Source organism: Haematobacter genomosp. 1, from assembly GCF_002196855.1.
In the GTDB taxonomy this organism is placed as follows: Bacteria; Pseudomonadota; Alphaproteobacteria; order Rhodobacterales; family Rhodobacteraceae; genus Haematobacter.
The window spans coordinates 68,496-85,771 of record NZ_NIPW01000007.1; the positions used below are offsets into that span (position 1 = coordinate 68,496).

General features: G+C 64.2%; 14 protein-coding genes and 1 pseudogene. 12 read left to right on the top strand and 3 right to left on the bottom strand.

Features of this window, described 5'->3' with window-relative positions:
• Nucleotides 1–16: 16 nt before the first annotated feature.
• The 3 genes from CDV49_RS04810 (at nucleotide 17) to CDV49_RS04820 (ending at nucleotide 3,147) form a co-directional block, all read left to right on the top strand.
• Nucleotides 17–1,057, top strand: a complete 1,041-nt coding sequence (locus tag CDV49_RS04810) for a TRAP transporter substrate-binding protein (RefSeq protein WP_088214433.1) — start codon at nucleotides 17–19, stop codon at nucleotides 1,055–1,057.
• Nucleotides 1,058–1,369: 312 nt separating this feature from the next.
• Nucleotides 1,370–2,692 (top strand): MFS transporter, encoded by a 1,323-nt coding sequence (locus CDV49_RS04815; protein WP_088214434.1) that lies wholly within the window; start codon nucleotides 1,370–1,372, stop codon nucleotides 2,690–2,692.
• Nucleotides 2,689–3,147, top strand: a complete 459-nt coding sequence (locus CDV49_RS04820) for a MaoC family dehydratase (RefSeq protein WP_088214435.1) — start codon at nucleotides 2,689–2,691, stop codon at nucleotides 3,145–3,147. Before CDV49_RS04815 ends, CDV49_RS04820 begins: the two co-directional genes overlap by 4 nt.
• A gap of 163 nt (nucleotides 3,148–3,310) precedes the next feature.
• On the opposite strand, the gene CDV49_RS04825 is transcribed toward CDV49_RS04820, so the two are convergent.
• Nucleotides 3,311–3,985, bottom strand: coding sequence for a GntR family transcriptional regulator (locus tag CDV49_RS04825; protein WP_088214436.1), 675 nt, complete (start codon nucleotides 3,983–3,985; stop codon nucleotides 3,311–3,313).
• 267 nt (nucleotides 3,986–4,252) lie between these two features.
• On the opposite strand from CDV49_RS04825, the gene CDV49_RS04830 reads away from it, so the two are divergent.
• From CDV49_RS04830 to CDV49_RS04850, 5 genes are read left to right on the top strand one after another with little or no spacing between them, the layout of a single operon-like run.
• A complete protein-coding gene (locus CDV49_RS04830; RefSeq protein ID WP_088214437.1) occupies nucleotides 4,253–5,482 on the top strand; it encodes an NRAMP family divalent metal transporter in 1,230 nt (409 codons plus the stop codon).
• 50 nt (nucleotides 5,483–5,532) lie between these two features.
• Nucleotides 5,533–6,300, top strand: coding sequence for a LamB/YcsF family protein (locus CDV49_RS04835; RefSeq protein WP_088214438.1), 768 nt, complete (start codon nucleotides 5,533–5,535; stop codon nucleotides 6,298–6,300).
• A complete protein-coding gene (locus CDV49_RS04840; protein WP_088214439.1) occupies nucleotides 6,297–7,082 on the top strand; it encodes a putative hydro-lyase in 786 nt (261 codons plus the stop codon). Before CDV49_RS04835 ends, CDV49_RS04840 begins: the two co-directional genes overlap by 4 nt.
• Nucleotide 7,083: 1 nt before the next feature.
• Nucleotides 7,084–8,652, top strand: coding sequence for a 5-oxoprolinase subunit B/C family protein (locus tag CDV49_RS04845; protein WP_088214440.1), 1,569 nt, complete (start codon nucleotides 7,084–7,086; stop codon nucleotides 8,650–8,652).
• Nucleotides 8,649–10,421 (top strand): acetyl/propionyl/methylcrotonyl-CoA carboxylase subunit alpha, encoded by a 1,773-nt coding sequence (locus CDV49_RS04850; RefSeq protein ID WP_218821883.1) that lies wholly within the window; start codon nucleotides 8,649–8,651, stop codon nucleotides 10,419–10,421. The genes CDV49_RS04845 and CDV49_RS04850 overlap by 4 nt, the downstream gene beginning before the upstream one ends.
• Before the next feature lie 161 nt (nucleotides 10,422–10,582).
• On the opposite strand, the gene CDV49_RS04855 is transcribed toward CDV49_RS04850, so the two are convergent.
• A complete protein-coding gene (locus CDV49_RS04855; RefSeq protein WP_088214441.1) occupies nucleotides 10,583–11,569 on the bottom strand; it encodes a TerC family protein in 987 nt (328 codons plus the stop codon).
• A 629-nt stretch (nucleotides 11,570–12,198) separates the two neighbouring features.
• Between CDV49_RS04855 and CDV49_RS04860 the strand changes: the two genes are divergently transcribed.
• Nucleotides 12,199–12,525 (top strand): DUF1330 domain-containing protein, encoded by a 327-nt coding sequence (locus CDV49_RS04860; protein ID WP_088214442.1) that lies wholly within the window; start codon nucleotides 12,199–12,201, stop codon nucleotides 12,523–12,525.
• A gap of 179 nt (nucleotides 12,526–12,704) precedes the next feature.
• On the opposite strand, the gene CDV49_RS04865 is transcribed toward CDV49_RS04860, so the two are convergent.
• The gene (locus CDV49_RS04865) at nucleotides 12,705–13,598 is read right to left on the bottom strand and encodes a LysR substrate-binding domain-containing protein (RefSeq protein ID WP_088214443.1); all 894 of its coding nucleotides are present in this window, start codon (nucleotides 13,596–13,598) and stop codon (nucleotides 12,705–12,707) included.
• Nucleotides 13,599–13,827: 229 nt separating this feature from the next.
• Between CDV49_RS04865 and CDV49_RS04870 the strand changes: the two genes are divergently transcribed.
• The 3 genes and pseudogenes from CDV49_RS04870 to CDV49_RS20790 form a co-directional block, all read left to right on the top strand.
• Nucleotides 13,828–15,081 carry an NAD(P)/FAD-dependent oxidoreductase gene (locus tag CDV49_RS04870; RefSeq protein WP_256947240.1) on the top strand — a complete coding sequence of 418 codons (1,254 nt, stop codon included), beginning with the start codon at nucleotides 13,828–13,830 and terminating at the stop codon, nucleotides 15,079–15,081.
• Between the two features lie 363 nt (nucleotides 15,082–15,444).
• On the top strand, nucleotides 15,445–16,725 hold the full coding sequence (locus tag CDV49_RS04875) for a TRAP transporter substrate-binding protein (protein WP_256947241.1): 1,281 nt from the start codon (nucleotides 15,445–15,447) through the stop codon (nucleotides 16,723–16,725).
• Nucleotides 16,726–16,760: 35 nt separating this feature from the next.
• Nucleotides 16,761–17,270, top strand: a pseudogene (locus tag CDV49_RS20790) (TRAP transporter small permease); the annotation flags it as partial.
• Nucleotides 17,271–17,276: the final 6 nt, after the last annotated feature.

Consider the following 17,276-nt stretch of genomic DNA (forward strand, 5'->3'; position numbering starts at 1 on the left):
CCCGGGGAGGAGAACCATGACACAACGTTTCAAACGCCCTCTGATCGCCGCAACGCTTGCCGTAGCGACCGCCGCCGCCCCGATGGCACGGGCGGAGACACTGCGGCTCGCCGACAGCTTTCCTGTCGGTCACTACATCGCCGAGGGCATGACAAAGGTCTGGATGGACCGCGTCACCGAACTCACGAACGGCGAGGTGAAGTTCGACTACTATCCCGCCGAGCAGATGGGCAAGTCAAAGGACCTGCTCTCTCTCACCCAGACGGGCGTGGTGGATGTCGGCTATGTCGGCGTGTCCTACATCGCCGACAAGCTGCCACTCTCCGCGGTCGGCGAACTGCCGGAAGCTTTCGATACTTCCTGCGTGGGGACAAATGCCTACTGGACCCTTGCCCAGCCGGGCGGTGTGCTCGATCAGGCGGAGCTTGCGCCGCTCAAGGTTCGGATGCTGTTCGTCATGGTGCTCTCGCCCTATCACGTGATGACCGCGCGGAAGGAGATCACCGGCGCCGACAGCTTCAAGGGTCTGAAACTGCGCACCACGGGCGGCACCAAGGAGATGGCTGTCGAGCTTCTGGGCGCGACCCCGATCAGCATACCCGCCCCCGAAACACGCGAGGCGCTGTCCCGCGGCACGATCGATGGCGTCCTCTTCCCGCATTCCAGCGTCCTGCCCTACGGGCTGGAGAGCCAGCTGAAATACGGCACCGAAGGGATCAACTTCGGCTCCTTCGTGGCAAGCTATGTCATCAGCGAGGACCGCTGGCGGCAGCTCTCGCCCGAGGTGCAGCAGGCGATGATCCAGGCGGGCGAGGAGGTGAACCACTCCGCCTGCGCCATGGGTGAGGAGTTCGACATGAAGGACAAGAAGAAGATGGAGGATGCAGGCGTGACCTTCGTCTCGCTCCCCGATGCCGACAAGACACAGGTGGAGGGCAAGCTGGCGACCATCGGCGAGCAATGGGCCAAGACGCTCGATGCCCGCGGCAAGCCGGGCACGGAGATTCTGGAAGCTTTCCGCGACGCATTGGCAAAACAGAAAGCCGCCAGCAATTGAGCTGTGTCTGGCTGCATGCCTGCCGGCGCGCGTCCGATCGCACCCAGCACCGTGCAGCCGGGTCGGCTCGCTGGCGCAGGGGTGCTTTCGGTGACGCCAGGTTGGAGACCATCCGCGCAAAGGAGACGCGGAACCGCAGCTCTGCAGAGCCGTATTTCCGCCCTGATTTCCCAATGCGGCCGCAGGGCGCGTCCGGGACGGATCGAAGCGGGATGAGCCCCATGCAAGGCTGAAGGCCCTGCCCGTGCGGCACGATAAGGAAACTGCGGCCGCCCGGCGCGTTCGGGCCGCCGCCCAGCCATGAGATGACCCTTGTCCTTCAACACCCCCCGCAGCGAGGCTCCCGCCTTTTCTCCCGCGATCATGGCGGGGATCGTCGTCACTACCGGCTTTCTGTTCAACTTCGTTGCGCGCGGGGTCGTGGACACATTCATGGTGTTCATCCTCCCACTGGAGGCGGAATTCGGCTGGCACCGGTCCACCCTCACCGGGGTCTATTCGGTTTACCTGCTGGCGGCCGGCGTAGCCTCTCCCGTTTCCGGATCGCTGCTGGACCGGTGGGGGCCGCGCTGGACCTACGGAATGGGGCTGGTGGCGCTCATCCTTGGCATGGCCGGCGCGTCCATGGCGCAGTCGCTCTGGCAGATTTACCTCTTCCACGGGATCTGCGGCGGGATTGCGGCCTCCTGCCTCGGCATCGTGCCCGCCTCCGCGCTGATCGGGCGCTGGTTCGACCGGAGATTGAGCCTCGCCATCGCCTTTGCCTACGCCGGCTTCGGGTCGGGCATTCTGGTGATCGTGCCGCTTGTGCAGAGCATCATCGACACCGCGGGCTGGCGGGCCGCCTATCAGGCGCTTGCCATAGGGTTGACCTGCCTGCTGCCCCTGCTGCTCGCGCTGCCCTGGGCGCGGATCGCACGCGGGGATCAGCATCTGATGTCAAGCCGTCTCGATCCGCCGCCGGACGCGGTCGGCACCGTAGCGCCTGCCCCGCAAGACACCGTGCCGCGTCACGGCTGGACCATCCGCACGGCGCTCCGCACACCGGAGTTCTGGCTGCTGGTCCAGTGCTTCTTCTTCACCGCCTGCTCCACCTATAGCGTGGTGGTGCAGACCGTTGCCTTTTTGGTGGACGAGGGCTACCCGCCCCTGGACGCGGCCCTGGCTTTCGGCACATCGGGGATGCTGTCGATCATCGGGGTGCTGGGGGCGGGCTGGCTGTCCTCGCGGAAGGGCTACCGCTTCACGGTGACGCTCTCCTTCACCGCGACGCTCATCGGCATTCTGGGCCTGCTGGGCTTTTCCTATGTTCACAGCCCGCTGCTCGTACTGGTTTATGTGCTGGCCTTCGGCGTGAGTCAGGGGGCCCGGGGCCCGGTCATCTCCACTCTCGCCACCCGGATCTTCGCCCGGGGCAGCGTCGGCTCCATCTTCGGCGCGATCTTCATGACCATGTCTTTCGGCTCGGCGCTTGGTGCATGGATGACGGGATTCCTGCACGACCTCACAGGCAGCTACCGGGCGGCGTTCCTGTTCTCTGTCGTCAGCGTGATAGGCGCTGTTTCCCCCTTCTGGTATTCGCGCCGGCTGCGCGATCCCAAACCCCTGCCACCCCCACAAAGGAGTATCGGATGAAGCTGCTGGGCCAAGGTTTCCACTGGGACGAACTTCAGGTGGGCGATCAGTTCCGCACCTTCGGGCGAACGATCACCGAGACGGACATCGTGACCTTCGTGACCGCCGTTGGAATGCTGGAGTCTCTGTTTCTGGATGCAGAATACCGTGCTGCTCACGCCGCCATAGACGGGCGCCCTGCCCCGGCTGCGCTGGTCTATTCCATCGCCGAGGGGCTGACCCTGAATGCGACGGGTCAGGGCACAGGACTGGCCTTCCTCCACATGGAACTCAACGTCGAAGGGCCGGTGCTGGAGGGCGACACGATCCATGTGGAGATCGAGGTGACCGAGGTGCGGCCCACGCGCAAGGCGGGCCGCGGCCTCGTCCGCACGCGGAACCGTATCGTAAACCAACGAGGAGAGACGGTCATCACCTACACCCCCCTCCGCCTCATGGCGGGAAGCGCGGGCTGACCATTAGCAGGCTGTTGAAAAAGCTCTGAAGTGTCGTGCCCATGCTCTGGAAAGCAGGAAATCAGCCCGAAATCACCAGTAATGCATGGATTTCGGGCTGGATCTTCCAGATTTAGGACGATTTCCACGTGGGTGCAGACCCAGAGGTCTTTTCAGCACCCGGTTACAGCCGGGCAAAGGCTTCGAGCAGAGTGCGCTCCGATTTCAGCAGATAGGCATCCAGAGCCTCCGCCGCACGCTGGGCCTCCCCGGCCTCTACCAGCCTCACGATCTCCCGATTCATCGTGATGTAGGGCGCATGGAGCATTTCGGGGCTGTCCAGAACGCCGAAAGCCAGCCGTAGTTCCGTCGCCACCTGCGCATAAAAGGCCATGAGCCTCGGACTGTCGGTCAGCGCGACGATGGCGGCGTGAAACTCCATATTGGCGCTGCCCACGGCACGCCAGTCAGGGCGGAGCGCCATGTCCTCCGCTGTCTCCACCGCAAGGCGCATCCGCTCCACCGCCCGGTGGCGGGGCCAGCTGTGGGCTATGGCAGGAACTTCGATTGCGCGCCGCACCCTGTATATGTCGAGAATCGTCGCCATGGTCGGTGTTTCGACAAAGACACCCCGGTTCGGCTCATGGCGGAGCAACCCCTCCCGTGTGAGCAGCCGGAACCCTTCGCGGAGCGTGTTGCGCGAGACGTCGAATTCCGTCGTGAGCCGCGCCTCGGACAGACGGCTGCCGGGCCCGATCTCGCCGCTGGTGATCATCGCACGAAGACGCCCCGCCGTCTGTTCGACAAGGCTCTGCGAGGGGGAGGGCAGCCGCTCTGCGGCCGGGTAGGTCGATTGCATGATTGTATCCCCTCGTGCGGCGATCATGTCGAAAGCGGCGCGTCAGCGCAACACCGCACCGCACCCAACACTCCTGCCACAATCCCAGCCTGCTTGTTCATTCAGCAATAATTTGGATTCCGCATAAATTATGATCATTAACGTAGGTAAAATTGTGGTAGATCGTTCAACGATTCATTCAATATGATAATACAAACTTGACCATCAAGTCCGACAAAAGCAGGAACAGCCAAAGGCGCTATGCGCGCAGCAGCAGGAGCATTTCCGATGGCAGACCCCCTCCCCTCCGCCGCCAAAGCGACCGCCCGCGGCGGTTTCATGGCCGCGATCTTCCTGATGGCCACCTCTGCCATCGGGCCGGGCTTCATCACGCAGACGGCAACCTTCACGGCAAAGCTGGGGGCCGCCTTCGCCTTTGCCATCCTCGCCTCGATCGTGATCGACTTCGTGGTGCAGCTGAATATCTGGCGGATCACCGCACTCACCCGCAAGAACGCTTCCGACACAGCGAATGCGGCCATTCCGGGCGCGGGCTATCTGCTGGCCATTCTGGTCATCATCGGCGGTCTTGCCTTCAACATCGGCAATATCGCCGGGGCCGGGCTGGGGATGAACGCGATGTTCGGGCTGGACCCGAAGATCGGTGGCGCGATCTCGGCGGCTCTGGCCATCGGCATCTTTCTGTCGAGACGCGCGGGATCGCTGCTGGACAGGGCGCTGATCGGCCTTGGTCTGCTGATGATCGCGATGACGCTGGCCGTGGCTTTCGCATCCTCCCCCCCGGTAGGTGAGGCAGTGCGCCAGATGGTCCTGCCGAGCGTCATCGACTTTCCGACCATCACCACCATCGTTGGCGGCACAGTCGGCGGCTACATCACCTATTCGGGCGCGCACCGCCTGCTCGACAAGGGCCTTGTGGGAGAGGAAAACCTTGCCGCAGTGACCCGCGCATCGCTCACGGGCATTGCGGTGACGGGGGTCATGCGTTTCGTGCTGTTCCTGGCCATTCTGGGTGTCGTCGCTTCCGGCGTTACGCTGGACCTGTCGAGCATGGCTGCGAACCCTGCCGCACAGGCATTCGCCGCCGTGCTGGGAGACTGGGGGATGCGCATTTTCGGCATGATCTTCTGGGCGGCGGCCATTACCTCCATCATCGGGGCGGCCTATACCTCGGTCAGCTTTCTCGTGGTCTTCCGGCATATGGATGAACGTGCGCGCAACATCGCCACAGTGATCTTCATCGCGGTTTCGCTGGCGGTCTATCTTTCGCTGGGCGCGGCACCCGCGGCCATCCTGATCTTCGTGGGCGGCTTCAACGGTCTGATCCTGCCGATCGGCCTGACGATCTTCACCTATGTGGGCTTTGCGCGGGCCGACCTGATGGGGGGGCATGTCTATAACCGCGTGCTTCTGACCCTGAGCGCGGTGGTCTGTGCGCTGACCTGGTACATGGGCTTCATGTCCATCGGCACCATCTTTTCCTTCCTGGGAATGTAACCATAGGGGGCGCCTTAAAGGCGCCCCAGGACTGAGAACGGAGGACCGAGATGCGGAGCATCGACCTGAACAGCGATCTGGGCGAGGGCTATGGCGCCTGGACCATGGGGGATGACGCGGCGATGCTGGACATCGTCAGTTCCGCCAACGTCGCCTGCGGCTTTCACGCGGGCGATCCGGCGACGATCCTTGCGACCGTGCGCCGCGCGGCGGAGCGGGGCGTGGCGGTGGGCGCGCATGTCTCCTACCCGGACCGGGTGGGCTTCGGCCGCCGCAACATGGACGTGACATCGGAGGAACTGACAGCCGATGTAATCTATCAGATCGGTGCGCTTCAGGGCCTATGCGCCGCGGCAGGCACGCGGGTCAGCTATGTCAAACCCCATGGCGCCCTCTACAACACCATCGCGTCGGACAGCCGGCAGGCCGCGGCCGTGATCGCCGGGATACAGGCGGTGGACCCATCGCTCGTGCTGATGGGCCTCGCCGGGGCGCCGATCCTCGCGCAAGCCGGAGAGGCGGGGCTGGCCACTGTCGCCGAGGCCTTTGCCGACCGCGCCTATACGCCGGAGGGGACACTGGTCTCGCGGCGGCAGTCAGGCGCAGTGCTCCATGATGCGGAAGCCATCGCCCGGCGGATGCTGCGGCTGGCGACGGAGGGGGTGATCGAAGCGGTGGACGGCTCACCCCTGACCCTGCAGGCGGAGAGCATATGTGTCCACGGCGACAGTCCCGGCGCCGTCGCCATGGCCGCCCGCATCCGCGAGGTTCTGCTCGCGCACGGGGTCAAGGTGGCAGCCTTCGGAGGCGAAGCATGATCCCCGATATCACCATCGCCCGTGCCGCGCGGCTTGCCTGCCGGAGCAACGCGCCGCTCCCCACCGCAGGGATGGCGCCGGGGTTCACCCAGTGCAACATGATCTCCCTGCCGAAGGACTGGGCGTGGGATTTCCTGCTTTACGCGCAACGGAACCCGAAGCCCTGCCCCGTGCTCGACGTGACCGATCCGGGCAGCCACCGGACGGCGCTCGCGCCGGATGCCGACCTGCGAACAGATATTCCGCTCTACCGTATCTGGCGGGATGGTGAGCTTGTCGAGGAGGTCGCCGATGCCACCCCGGCCTGGGCGGAACACCCCGATCTGGTCACCTTCCTCATCGGCTGTTCGTTCACCTTCGAAACACCCCTGCAGCAGGCCGGGATCGAGGTTCGCCATATCGCGCAGGGGCGCAACGTGCCGATGTTCCTGACCGACCGGGACTGCCGCCCGGCGGGCAGGCTGCATGGAAAGATGGTCGTCTCCATGCGTCCGATTCCCGCCGGCCGCGTGGCGGAAGCAGCGATGATCTCCGGGCGGACACCCGCTGTTCACGGGGCCCCCGTCCATATCGGAGCCCCGGAGGCCATCGGCATCCCGGATCTCTCCCGCCCCGATTTCGGCGATGCTGTGGATATCCGCGAAGGTGAGATCCCGGTGTTCTGGGCCTGCGGCGTGACGCCACAGGCGGCGCTCATGGCCTCTCGCCCCCCGTTCGCCATCACCCACGCGCCGGGGCACATGTTCATCACCGACATTCCCGACACGCATTGGCAGGCCTGAGATGCAGGATGACATCCGCTTCCTTCCCGTAGGGCCGCAGAGCCTGCTGGTGGAACTCGCCGATCTGGGCGAGGCGCTGGCGCTCTTTGACGCGTTGAGGGAGCGGCCGCTTCCCGGCGTGGTCGAGATCATTCCGGCCGCGCGGACGCTGATGGTCCGCACCGCGCCGGGCGTGATGGCGGACAGGAGCGTTGCACGAGAGATTCTCGCCCGCAGGCCCGCTCCCGGCACGCCGCCCGCGCTACCCACCGCCGACATGGTGGAACTTCCGGTGATCTATGACGGCGAGGATCTGGCCGATGTCGCCACGTTCATGGGCCTGTCCACCTCCGAGGTGATAGCCGCCCATCAGGAGACCCTCTGGCAGGTCGCCTTCTGCGGTTTCGCGCCGGGCTTTGCCTATATGACATGCGAGGATCCGCGCTTCGACCTGCCGCGGCGAAAATCGCCCCGGACGCGCATTCCGGGCGGCTCCGTGGCACTCGCCGGCCGGTTCTGCGGCATCTATCCCAAGGAAACGCCGGGGGGCTGGCAGCTCATCGGGCGGACCGAGGTGCCGATGTGGGATCTCACGCGGGAGCCGCCTGCGCTGCTGCAACCGGGAGTGCGCTGCCGCTTCGTCCCACAAGGGGGCAAGGTCTATCCCGCCGCAACACTGTCGGCGAAAGCGTCTGAGGCGGAGGGGCTGCGCATCCTTTCGACCGCCTTTCCCATCCTGTTTCAGGATGAGGGCCGCGCGGGGCAGGCCGGTCAGGGGGTGTCAGCCTCCGGTGCGCTGGATCGGGCTGCGTTTCGGCGGGCGAACAGGGCGGTGGGCAATCCCTCCACCGCAGCTGCGCTGGAGATCACGCTCGGCCCCGTTCGTCTTCGGGCTGAGAAGGCGATGGTGCTGGCGCTGACCGGTGCCGGCGAGGCGCGCCTCGCCGGTCGCGCCATCCCGCATGGGGCGGCCTTCGCCGTCGATGCGGGAGATGAGGTGGAGATCGCTCCCCCCAAGGCCGGTATGCGCAGCTATCTCGCGCTGAGGGGCGGCTATGACGTCGCCCCGGTTCTCGGCTCCGCCGCGACCGACACCCTTGCGCATGTGGGGCCGGAGGCGCTCCTTGCCGGCAGCGTCGTCGCCCCCGCCGGTCGCCCCGCAACCGCTGCCACCGGGCCGGAAGTGGAACCCGCGCTCCCCAAGGCAGGGGATATCGTCGAACTGCCGGTCACCCTCGGCCCCCGGACGGACTGGTTCACGCCCGAGGTGGTGGAGCGGTTTCTGGCAACCGAATGGCTGGTCACCCCACAAAGTTCCCGCGTCGGCATTCGGCTGGAGGGAGAAACGGTAACACGGGCGGATGCCGATGAGCTGCCCTCCGAAGGCACGGAGACCGGGGCCATACAGATCCCCCATTCCGGCCAGCCAGTGCTTTTCCTGGCCGACCATCCGTTGACCGGCGGCTACCCCGTCATCGCCACCGTGCTGCCGGAAGCGCTGGATCGCGCCGGTCAGATCCCGCCCGGCGCGCGCATCCGCTTTACCGCCGCGGCACCTTTCGATCCCATCACCCTCGGGAGCCTTGCATGACCCTGTTCCTCGATTCACCTTCCCCGCGCCCGATCCGGCGTCTGCTTATCGCCAATCGCGGCGAGATCGCCGTGCGCATCATCCGTGCCTGCCGGGACGAGGGTATCGCCGCCATCGCCATCTATGCCGACAGCGACCGCGACGCGCTCTTCGTGCGTATGGCGGACGAGGCCTATCCGCTGGAGGGCGAAACTCCGGGGGAGACCTACCTCGACATCCCCAAGATCATCGCGATCGCCGGAAGGGCGCGGGCGGATGCCGTGCATCCCGGCTATGGCTTTCTTTCCGAGAGGGCGGATTTCGCCGAAGCGGTGGAGCGGGCCGGCCTCATCTGGATCGGGCCGGAGCCGCGGGTGATCGAGGCGCTCGGCGACAAGATTGAAGCCCGTCGCATCGCGGAGGCCGTGGGCGCCCCGCTCGTCGCCGGCACGCCGGGGCCGGTCGGCAGCGGGTCAGAGGCCCTTGCCTTCGCCCGTGAAAATGGTCTCCCCATCGCCATCAAGGCAGCTTTCGGCGGCGGCGGCCGGGGCATGAAAGTGGCATGGCGGCTGGAGGAGGTGCAGGAGCTTTATGACAGCGCCGTGCGGGAGGCGGAGACCGCCTTCGGTCGCGGGGAGTGTTTTATAGAGCAGTTCCTTGACCGCCCCCGCCACGTGGAAGCACAGGTACTCGCCGACCGGCACGGCACGGTGAAGGTGCTGGGCACACGGGACTGCTCGTTGCAGCGTCGGAACCAGAAACTTGTGGAGGAGGCTCCCGCGCCCTTCCTGACCGATGAACAGCGTGACCGTATCCATGACTCCGCCCGCCGCATCTGTGCCCATGCCGGCTATTCCGGGGCGGGAACAGTGGAATATCTGCTTTCCGCCAATGGGACGATCTCCTTTCTGGAGGTCAATACGCGGCTTCAGGTCGAACATCCCGTGACGGAAGAAACGACGGGTATCGACCTTGTCCGTGCGATGATCCGCGTGGCAGAAGGCGCGCGCCTTGCCGACGAGACGGTGCCCGCACCGCGGGGCCATGCCATCGAGTTCCGCATCAACGCGGAGGATCCGGGACGCGGCTTCCTGCCCACTCCCGGCCCCGTGGAGGTCTGGGAGGCCCCTTCCGGCCCTGGTGTGCGGTTGGACAGCGGCGTTGCGGCGGGATCGGTGGTACCCGGCAGTTTCGACTCCCTCATGGCCAAGCTCATCGTCACGGGTGCGACACGGCAGGAGGCGCTGGCCCGCGCCGCCCGCGCTCTGGCCGAGTTCCGTATCGAAGGCGTCGCGAGCGTCCTGCCCTTCGATCGCGCCGTGGTGCAGGCCAAGGATTTCTGTGGTGAGGGTGCGGAGTTTCGCGTCCATACCCGCTGGATCGAAACCGACTTTGCCGAGACTCTGGCGAAAACCCTGACGCCCCACAAGCGCGTTACCGCTGAGGAAACAGGCGCGCTGCTGCGGTTCCCGGTGGAGATAGATGGCAAGCGGCACGAGATCGCCCTCCCCGCTGGCCTGCTCTCCACCCTCCCGCTGAACGGGGAGCAAGGCCTTTCACCGGGCGAAAACGGTGTTGACGAAAGCGCCCTGACCGCGCCGGTGGCCGGAACTCTGACGCTCTGGCTGATCGGGGATGGCGAGGAAGTGGCGGCTGGCGATGCCGTGGCTGTCATCGAGGCGATGAAGATGGAAACTCGGGTCGAGGCGCCGCGCGCGGGCAGGCTCCATCATGTGACGGATGCAGGAACGACCGTCACTTATGACGAAACCATAGGCCGGGTGGAATAGCCGCATATAGGAAGCTCCGGGGCTTCCCTGCGCGCGGATACCGCCATGTCGCAGGAGAGCCCCGGCACCGTTCCTCCATGATCTCTCCAGAGGTCGTGGCCTCATAAAGAAGTCCCGCGGCGCATCCGATCCTCAGGCGCGAATGCACCCACAGGACGCGTTCATGGGGCGGCGCTCCCCTCCTTCCCGGTCTTGGTCTTCAGCAGTGAGACAATGACCCCCGCGCCCAGAATGGCGAAGGTAATGCCGAGCGACCATACTGGCGGGAACTTCTCCCACCCCATAAGATCCGCGATGAAGATCTTCGACCCGATGAACACCAGCAGGAGCGAGAGCGCGTATTTCAGATAGGCGAAACGGTGCAGGATCGCGGCTAGTGCAAAGAACAATGCGCGCAGGCCAAGGATGGCGAAGATGTTCGAGGTATAGACGATGAACGGCTCCGTCGTGATCGTGAAGACAGCGGGGACAGAGTCCACCGCAAAGATCAGGTCTGCGAATTCGATCATCACCAGCGCGAGGAACAAGGGGGTGGCATAACGCACCATCCGCCCCGCACCATCCGGCAGTTTGACGAAGAACGCGTTGCCGTGCAGCTTATCCGTGACGCGCATGTGCTTGCGGGCGAAGCGCAGAAGGGGATTGCGGCTCAGGTCAGGCTCTTCATCATCTCCGGCGAAAAGCATCTTGATGCCGGTGAAGATCAGGAACACAGCGAATACGTACAGCACCCAATGATAGTTTGATACGATCGTGGCACCCAGCCCGATCATGATCCCGCGCAGCACGATGACACCCAGAATGCCCCAGAACAGCACGCGGTGCTGATATTTCCTCGGGATGGCGAAGAAGCTGAAGATCAGCGCGATGACGAAGATGTTGTCGAGCGCGAGTGTCTTCTCCACCACGAACGCAGTGAGGTATTGCGCTGTGGCTTCGGGCGTCATCTGCCACCAGACGAAGCCGGCGAAGGAGAGGCCGAGCGTGATGTAGAAGAGCGACATCTTAAGGCTGGCCGCGATCTCGATCTCCTTGTCTTCCTTGTGGAAGACGCCGAGATCCAGCGCAAGAAGGGTCAGGACGATGCCGATGAACACCAGCCACATCCAGACCGGTGTTCCCATGAAGAGTGAAGTGAGTATATCCATATCCGAATCCGACCTCTGTTCCGCATAAAACGCGCGAGATCGGCGGATCGTGCCAGGGCCAACCTCGAGCAAGCTCGAAGTGGTCCGACATCACGGCGCAACGCCGTCAGAGGGGCCCGGTCCACGCTGGTAAGATAGCAAAGGCCGTGCCGCTTTCAACCGAGGCGGCTTAGGCGCGGCTGCGGCAAAATGCCCTTCATCACCTGCCTGCTCACGGCGCAACGGCTCGTCCGCCACCAGCAGACGAGTGCGCCACCCGCCCCGGTCAGACCTGACCGAACCGGCCATGGAGGCTCCGGGACGGAAACGATACGCACAGGATCGCATGCACGGGATGCGCGATCCACGCCGAACACGGCTCCGACCCAGATATCCGAGCCTGGCTGGAAGACGATGGATCCTGCGGTCATGTGGTGCCGTGAGCGATACCATCCTCTCAGGCAGTAATTTTCCGGCAGGACAGTCCGCGCAACTCTCCGATCAGGGGAAGGCGGCTTCCAGCAAACCGACGGCGCTGAGAACCTTCAGCTTTTCGCCGAAGCCGCGTGACATGAGAAGGCAGCTTCGCCATTCTGCCTCTGGCCGACCGTCGTCCTTCGACCGCGGCGGCATCGAAGGAGAGAGATCGAATGACCGCATTCCTGATCGCCGAGGTGAAGGTCACCGACGATTCGTGGGTTCCTGACTATGCCGCTCACGTCCATGACATCGCTGCCCGGCATGGCGGACGCTACCTTTCGCGCAGTGGGAACATCGAAACGCTGGAAGGCACTGCGACAGATGAGACGCTGATCGCCCTGATCCAGTTTCCCGATCGTGCCTCCGCCCATGCATTTGCCAATGACCCCGAGTATGCCCCTTTCGGGAAGGCGCGGCAGAAGGGGTCGTTCAGCCATTTCCGGGTAATCGACGATACGGATTTGGCGGGTGCCATTCCCTATCTGCCCAAGCCCTGAAAACATTCGCACCGTCCCGCCAGCCATTCGGACGCCCGGCCGGAGGCTCGGGTCGTGCTCAGGGCACGACCTGAGCCGCCGGTCGCGCGCGGCTAAGCGAGGGGAGGTCTGAAAAGCGAGGTCGTCAGCCGTGTGAAGACGATGCGGCGAGGAAGCAGCACCCTTGCGCACGCGGCCGGTTACGTGCCGCGCCTGACGCTCCGCTTCAACCAGAGCTTGAACAGGCTCGCCGAGGGTTTCTGATTTCTGCGCTCCGGCTGGACAATCCAGAAGCTTTCCTCGGTCGCCACCGGCGGCCCGAAAGGAAACCAGAGCTGCCCCGTCGCGATTTCCCGCTCCACGTAAAGCGCGGGAACCAGGGCAATGCCCAGACCATGGATCGCCGCCGATATAAGCGCCTCACTGTTATCGAACCGCGGCCCGATGATGGCCCCGCCATGTTTCTGGCCGGAGAGACGGAGCCACGTCAGCCACAGATTCGGTCGGCTGGCGTTCTGCAATGTCCGCATCGCGCCGAAGTCGAGATGTTCCGGCGCCTTGCCAATCGGGATCAGGGAAGGAGAGGCGACCGCAACGATCCGCTCCGCGACAAGCTCCTGGGCAATGGCACCGCGCCACGAACCACGACCGCGCAGGATGACCAGATCGGCGTCGGTATCCTCGAAATTGATGTAACCGTCCGTGTTTCCAAGCTCAACCATGACGGAGGAATTGGAGTCGATGAAGTCCGCGAGCCGTGGCGTCAGCCGGCGGGAGGCAAAGGCGGGCAAGGTGCGCACCAGCAACCGGTCGTCGAGCTTGCGGCCCCGGACTGTGTCGATCGACGCCTGCTCGATCTGATCCAGCAGGACTGTGATATCCGCGAGATAGCTGCTGCCCGCCTGCGTAAGAACGATCCGCGACCCGATCCTCTCGAACAGCCGTACGCCAAGCAGGCTCTCCAGATTGGTGATCCGCCGGCTCACACCGCTCTGGGTGATGGACATGTCTTCGGCAGCCTTGGTGAAACTGCCGTAGCGTGCCGCAGCTTCGAAGGCCTGAAGCGCGGAGAGCGAGGGAAGAAATCTGCGCATGGGTACCTCTCATGACTAGAAGTCATGACGACGTGCGCCTTTCAAGCGTTTTCAACGCTGCGGTCTCACGTCACATTGGCGCCGAACGCTCACGAGCAATGGCCTAGCTGAGCAGGAGAACGACCGATGCGGTTTACGCGCGACCGCCTTGTGAAACAGCTCTGAAGGCGTTCGCCGCCGCCAGCCCGCAACCCAGACGGAGACCGCGTACGCCATGCAGGCGGCAGCAGTGAGAAAACATGTCGTGGTGATCGGTGCCGGGATTATCGGCGCATCGGTTGCGCTGAGGCTCGTGCAGGAGGGACACCGGGTCACGATACTCGAACCCGGTGCGCCGGGGGGAACGCAGGCTGCAAGCTATGGCAACGGCGCGTTTCTGAGCCCGGCATCCATCATCCCGATGTCCGCGCCGGGCCTGTGGCGCAAGGTGCCCGGTTACCTTCTTGACCCAACCGGCGCGCTGACAATCCGTTGGCAGTATCTGCCGCGGCTCATGCCATGGCTCTGCCGCTTCCTGGCATCGGGATGGACCGAAGCCCGGGTCGAACGCACCGCCGAAGTTCTGTCCGGATTGCTGCAGGATGCCCCCGAACGTCACGCTGCGCAGGCGGAGGCCGTCGGGAGAGCGGACCTCATACGACGCGACGGGCTGATCTACGCTTTCGCTGACCGCGATGCCTTTCGCCAGGACGCTTTCAGTTGGCGGCTGCGGGCGAAATTCGGGGTAAGAACTCGCGAACTGGAAGAACCTGAACTCCGCGCCTTCCTGCCGGATCTTTGGACCGGATACCGCTTCGGGATTCTTGTCGAGGATGGCGGGCATTGCCTTGACCCCGGCCATTATACAGCAGCACTTGTGGCGGGTGCCACACGACAGGGAGCGGAGCTTGTCCGTGCCGATGCCACCGGTTTCGACATCTCATCTGGGAAACTCCGGGCGGTCCGGGGATCGTCCGGCGATATCCTGTGCGACGCGGCGGTCATAGCGGCTGGTGTGCGGTCCAAACGGCTTGCTCGCGCGGCGGGGGACAGGGTGTCGATGGAGAGCGAGCGCGGATATTCCATCGAGATTGCCGATCCCGGGATCGCCTTGTCGGTGCCGGTGATGCCCCAGGATGGCAAGATGGCGAACACCATGACCGCGAATGGCCTGCGTGCCGCGGGTCAGGTCGAACTGGCGTCCGAGGATGCCCCCCCCGACTGGCGGCGCACGGATATCCTGCTGGAGCACCTGCGCCGGACCTGGCCAGGACTGGCCTCGCAGGAAACGCCGCGCCGGTGGCAGGGAAACCGGCCCTCCACACCGGATGGACGACCCGTCATCGGAGCAGCCCGCAGTTGCGCACAGGTCTTTCATGCCTTCGGGCATGGCCACATAGGGCTGGCCTCTGCGCCCATGACCGCGGAGATCGTGGCCGCCCTGATCGCGGGACGAGAGCCTCCGGTGGCCCTTGCACCTTTTTCGCCCGCAAGATTCGGTTAATGAGCCCCGCAGGACCGCGCATCACCCTTAACAATCTTCTGGAAAGGTCGGCCATTTAACCCGGGCTTACGTTGAAAGCCAGAAAATCTGTCCGGTCACGCGCCAAAACTTGCGGTTTCCGGGGCGCACCTCAACAGTGTGGGAAAGGCCTCCGCCTCAGGGCAACCGTGGAATGATTTTTCAGCAGCCCCGTGAGGAGAGGGCAAGCTCAAACCCGCGCTGGGGAGTTCCCCGGCCATCAGGCCAAAAACCGAGACCGCTGCGCGACCTGCCGTCTGAGACATTGCCGGGGGACCGAATATTGCCGTAGTGTTCTCAACGCCAGAGCCAGTAAGCTGACCTGCGCACGTCAGGATTTGCTTATTGTCAAAAGCCAGCAATAAACACGGGGGGAGAAATGTTCTTCCACGACGCACCCGCAAACTGGACGGCCAGCGGATTGGGCACCATGCTCCCAAACTGATGAGAAATCCACCATGGGATTTTCCGCCCGGCGTCGGACTACAAGGGGCCGCTTGCATCTCCCGGCCCTCTCCGACAGGAATGACTTTTTGTCATGAACGCGCGCGAATTCGGAAATGGGTGCAAGCGCCCCTTTCTGGCAAGATGAACAAGAAGGGCTGGCAAAGTCCCGCAAAAAAATCCGACCCAACAGTGAGACCTGACATGAAGACCATTTTCGCTGCCATCCTCCCTTCCGCTCTTCTGGCTGCCGCCGTCGCCGGCGCGGCGCAGGCGGAAAGCTGGGACATGCCGGTCGCCTATCCGGCGGACAACTACCAGACGAAGAACGACATTGCTTTCGCAGAGGATGTCAAAACCTGCTCGGGCGGCGCGTTGGAGATCACCGTCCACCCGGCGGGCTCGCTTTTCAAGGGTGACGAGATCAAGCGCGCGGTGCAGACGGGCGACGCCCAGATCGGGGAGCGTCTTCTGTCTGCCCACGCCAATGAGAATCCGCTATTTGCCTACGATTCCATCCCCTTCCTCGCCTCCTCCTTCGAGGCGTCCGATCGGTTGCGCGATGCCGCCGCGCCGGTGCTCGGCAAGTTGCTCGAATCGCAGGGCATGATGCTCCTCTACTCCGTGCCGTGGCCGGCGCAGGGCATGTATTTCAACAAGGAGGTCAATTCGGTCGCCGACATGGCCGGCGTCAAGTTTCGGGCCTATAACGCCACAACGGCCAAGGTGGCTGAACTCTCGGGCATGATCCCGACGCAGATCGAGGCGGCTGAGCTGAAACAGGCGTTCGCGACCGGCGTCGTTGCCGCCATGATTTCCTCCGGCGCAACCGGCGTGGACGAAAAGATCTGGGAAGACGTATCGCACTTTTACGATGTGAAGGCTTGGCTCCCACGCAATACCGTCTTCGTGAACGCCGCTGCATTCGCCGCTCTGCCCGCCGAAGTTCAGGACTGCCTCAAGTCCTCCGCCGCCACCGCGCAGACCCGTGGCACCGCGGAGGCGGCAAATCTTGCGCAGGGCTTCGTGGATACGCTGGCCAAGAACGGCATGACCGTCAGTGCGGGATCCGAACAGTTGTCGGCGGATATGTCGGAGATCGGAAACAAGATGACTGCTGACTGGCTCGCCATGACCGGCGCAGACGGCGCCGCCATCATCGACACCTACAAGTCGAACTGAGGAAGGACCCGGCCTTCGGGCCGGGGCAACCCCATATGGCAGAGCTTTCCTCCCCCCGTTCTTCCCTTTCCGGCGCCGCGGCCCCCGTCTGGGCCGGCAATCTCCGCCGCGGGCTTGACGCCATCTATGCATTGTGCGGCGCAGGGGCCGCGTTCGCGCTGCTTGCGCTGCTCATCATCCTCGTCGCGCAGATGGTGGCCCGCTGGTTGGGGATTATGTTTCCCGGCGGGGCGAACTATGCGGGCTACGCCATGGCGGCCGCCTCCTTTCTGGGTCTCGGCTATACCTTCTCGCGGAACGAACACATCCGGGTGAACCTCTTCGTGGACAAGTCCGGGAGCTGGCGGCGGGGTGTGGAGATCTGGAGCTACTCCATCGGGTCGGTGATCGCGGTCTTCTTTGCGTGGTATGCCGTGCGCACGCCGATGCTGAGCTACCGGTTCAACGATGTCTCGCAAGGGCAGGATGGAACACCGCTCTGGATACCTCAGATCGCCATGGCGGTCGGTGCGGTCATTCTGGCGGTGGCGCTGCTCGAAAATCTGATCCAG